At 51.5% G+C, this 3,409-nt stretch carries 5 protein-coding genes; 3 read left to right on the forward strand and 2 right to left on the reverse strand.

Going from position 1 to position 3,409, the window contains the following annotated elements; genetic code table 11:
- A partial coding sequence (locus tag ACOJTG_RS23905) for a hypothetical protein (protein WP_420156114.1) occupies positions 1-1,027 on the forward strand: 1,027 nt, incomplete at its 5' end.
- 19 nt (positions 1,028-1,046) lie between these two features.
- Here the strand turns inward: ACOJTG_RS23905 and ACOJTG_RS23910 are convergent.
- The gene (locus ACOJTG_RS23910; RefSeq protein ID WP_420156115.1) at positions 1,047-1,220 is read right to left on the reverse strand and encodes a hypothetical protein; all 174 of its coding nucleotides are present in this window, start codon (positions 1,218-1,220) and stop codon (positions 1,047-1,049) included.
- Positions 1,221-1,630: 410 nt separating this feature from the next.
- Between ACOJTG_RS23910 and ACOJTG_RS23915 the strand changes: the two genes are divergently transcribed.
- Together ACOJTG_RS23915 and ACOJTG_RS23920 are read left to right on the forward strand one after the other, a co-directional pair.
- On the forward strand, positions 1,631-2,596 hold the full coding sequence (locus ACOJTG_RS23915; protein WP_420156116.1) for a hypothetical protein: 966 nt from the start codon (positions 1,631-1,633) through the stop codon (positions 2,594-2,596).
- Entirely contained in the window at positions 2,593-2,826 is a 234-nt protein-coding gene (locus ACOJTG_RS23920; RefSeq protein ID WP_102199654.1) for a hypothetical protein, read from the forward strand. The genes ACOJTG_RS23915 and ACOJTG_RS23920 overlap by 4 nt, the downstream gene beginning before the upstream one ends.
- Before the next feature lie 102 nt (positions 2,827-2,928).
- Here the strand turns inward: ACOJTG_RS23920 and ACOJTG_RS23925 are convergent.
- Positions 2,929-3,409: TolC family protein (locus ACOJTG_RS23925; protein WP_420156117.1), on the reverse strand; the 481-nt coding region annotated here is incomplete at its 5' end.

The following is a 3,409-nucleotide window of genomic DNA, read 5'->3' on the forward strand; positions in this document are numbered from 1 at the left end:
GGGCGAGCGGCCCACCAACCCCCTGCCCGTACCTAATGGAAGTATTTTGGTGGGTGAAGGGGTACAATTCCCGCAAATCACCGAATCCGCTCATCAGCAGTTACGCGTACTGATGAGACAGGTATACACCGACAACCAGACAATCCTGACTGCCGGATCCCGACTCATCATCTATCAGGAATCGGATGTGCAGGCCTTGAGCAATTATCAACTCATACTCCAGCAACTTCAGTTTCTCAATACGTCGATACAAACGACCCTGGATCAAGCCCGTGAAGTGCTGGAGCAGGGTAGGGCCTGGCTGGAAAATAAACCGCTGGCCCAAAGTCAGAATTTAGGCGTAGGATGGCTGGCGGCTCCGGCTTTGGCCACGGGCGTAGTACAGTCACTGGCTGAACTGGTGCAGTTGTTTCGGAAGGAAGTAGAAATCAAGAGTCAGCCGGTAACCCTCAGCGAAGCAGACGCCGTAGCTCTCTTGCAAAAGGAGAGCAGTCAGGCCGCCGTGACCCTATTTTATCCACGGCTATATCCTATTCGGGCCGGATCAGAATCCGCATTATTACGAACCTTATCGGAACTTTCTCAGCTACTGGAACGCGCGACAGAGATGAATCTGGATCTGGAAGCCTTTCGGGAACGTTTGGCTACCTGGACCGGCAACGAAGCGGAAAAAATGTTTCAGGCCCGGCAACGAACCCAGGCCGTTGATGCATTGAAAACGACCCTCGCATCGTATCAGCAAACGGGAACGAAAATCTGGACCGACTTACAGGTTACGGAAAGTCCGGTATCTACGCTGGCCTCGTTGCGGCAGACCGAACAGCTTCATCAATTATTGCAGGAACCTGCCGCGTACCACCTGCGATTACAGGTTTCCTCGCAGGGATCATATCAGATTACCAAACGCCTCTGGCGAAATGCGGTGATCGAGTACCATGCCTCGGTAGAAGTGAATTATATGCTGTTTCAGGCCACGGGTCAGTTACTGCGGGCAGATAAGTTGAGTAGTTATGGGGCGTTTCGTTAAAGTATCATCTAAGCGGTATTTAAAATTTGTAATTACCGGTTTGGGTGTTTCTTACTAGCTGACTAGTAGCCCGTGAGCCTTCCAGGCTGGACCTCTCCACGCCTAACCATTCCATGGGGGTGATCCCGTGGCGGCGACCGCCCGCTTTAGGCCACTGCATTGCGGCTGCCGTAGGTCGTTCAGTTGCCGCCATGGAATGGCTTACGGGCGGGCGGGGGGGCATCTTCCAACAATAGGTGATGTTTATCAGCTAGTTAGTATAGTGGACGACATAAAACTGAACCCCGTCCTATCGCGAAAAGCCGCCTACTTCCTCAGCAATGCGGTGGCTTTGAGCAAGAGGAAGTCAGCGGCGTTCGCGATACGGACTAAAAGACCAGCTAACTCAACGGGACGATGGAGCGATCCTGTAATAAAGAGTTAATTGTTGTTGGTTGTGAGCAAATTCCTGCATGGAATGCATACAGACTAATGACCAGCCCTCTCAGCGGGACGAAATACTAATTATGGAATACTACTTGGTCATTGTTTTTTATGACTAAGCTTCGATTGCATACGAACTAAAAATCAGCCGTTCCTGCGGAACATGTTGCTAAGAATAGTATGAATTATCAAAAAGCCGTACAGGCCAAAAGTGTATTGTCGGGCCAGTTGCTGGCTACTCAACATAAAATCGTTCGTGCCTTCGGACTGGATACGGTACTCGAAAGCAGTACGCATCTCATCCAGCCCGCCCTTGCCGGAATCGGTATTGGACGAGAGGGAACTGAGGACTATCACATTCGCGTGCTCGTTCAAAACCCTCTTTCTCCGCAGGAAATTACGGCTCTGGCTACCGTATTGGAAGTCGACGAGCCGGATTTACGCATGATTCACGCCAACCAGGTCATTGCTTTCAATGAGCCCATCCGCCGCTCGCAGCGACCCCTGTGGTACGGTGTGTCCATCGGGCATGAACTCGTATCGGCGGGAACCCTGGGTTGTACCGTATACGATCAGGGAAAGACGTACTGGCTCAGCAATAATCACGTTTTTGCCAATGGCAACGAAGCGAAGACCGGCGATTCCATCTGGCAACCCGGCGTTCGCGATGGAGGATCGAATGCGAGCCGGGTTGGAACACTGGCTCGGTTTGTACCCCTTGATTTTACGGGAACCAACGAAGTCGATGCTGCCCTGGCCGAACCCTTGGATAATTCGCTGGTTTCCACTAACTTTCCTCCGTCGAATCCGCCGCTGGCTACGCTGACGGGCATTACCACGCCCACGTACGGCATGAAAGTGGAAAAATACGGTCGCACCACGGGGTATACCACGGGCACGGTTGTTTCGCTTGCCACGGATTTACCCGTCACGTTTGATCGCAAGCAGGCTTATTTCGTGGATCAGATTGAAATTGAAGGGGAAGATGGAAACGCATTTTCCCAGCCCGGCGATTCGGGATCAATTATTGTGGAAGCGGGAACGGGATTAGTCGTCGGCTTGTTGTTTGCCGGTGATGGGAATCTGACCTTTGCCAATCCCATTGCCAATGTATTACGGGCGTTGAATGTCACCCTTAGTAAATGATGAAGATGATGAGTACGGTAGGCGAAATCAAAAAAGAATTGTCCCGGCAACTCCGCGATGAGCAAGGGTTCCTGGGACTGGCAATCCGGCGGGAAAACGAAAAAGAGTACATCCTAGTCCGGGTGAAAAGTCTGACTAAACACTGGGAGCGACGGTTACCCGAAGAAATTAACGGCGTGCGTATCAAACTCGAAAAGGGAGAGCCCGCCCACGCCTACGTGCTGAAATAAGTACGATCGGATGCAACGAATACCTTACCGCCCGTTGCTTAAATATCATTCATAAAAAAAACGGCAAACTTCCGCCCGCCGTTTTCTTTCCTGTAAGCTTTTCTAGCGAATACCCGCCAGCGTATTCAATTCCGCAATGGCCAGCCGATAGGCCAGTTGAGCCCCGTACAGATCCTGCTCCGCCTTGGCCAGATTTGCCTTCGATTCCAGCAAATCTTTTTCCAGTTTCAGACCCGCTTCTTTCGCATTGGTTTTCATCCGTACTTCCTCGCGACGTAGGGTAACTGCCTGCTGAGCCACCGTAATGAGGCGTTGCGACTGTGTCACTTTTCGGTACGCTTTGCTGATTTTAGCGGCTACGTCTTCCTGCGTATGAGCCTGATAGGCTTCGGCCTGTTTCTTCTGCGAAATCCGTTGGTTTTCTTCCGAACGACGTTTGCCAAAATCGTAGATGTTCCAGCTTACGTTCAGTCCCAGGAAGTAATTATTCGCCGGTAGATCCGAAATGACGTTCTGGTAATTGTAGCCAGCCAGTACGCCGACGTTGGGAAGCTTGTCCTTGCGGGCGGCTTCAATGCCGTAA

Source organism: Siphonobacter sp. (assembly GCF_048595215.1).
Lineage (GTDB): Bacteria > Bacteroidota > Bacteroidia > Cytophagales > Spirosomataceae > Siphonobacter.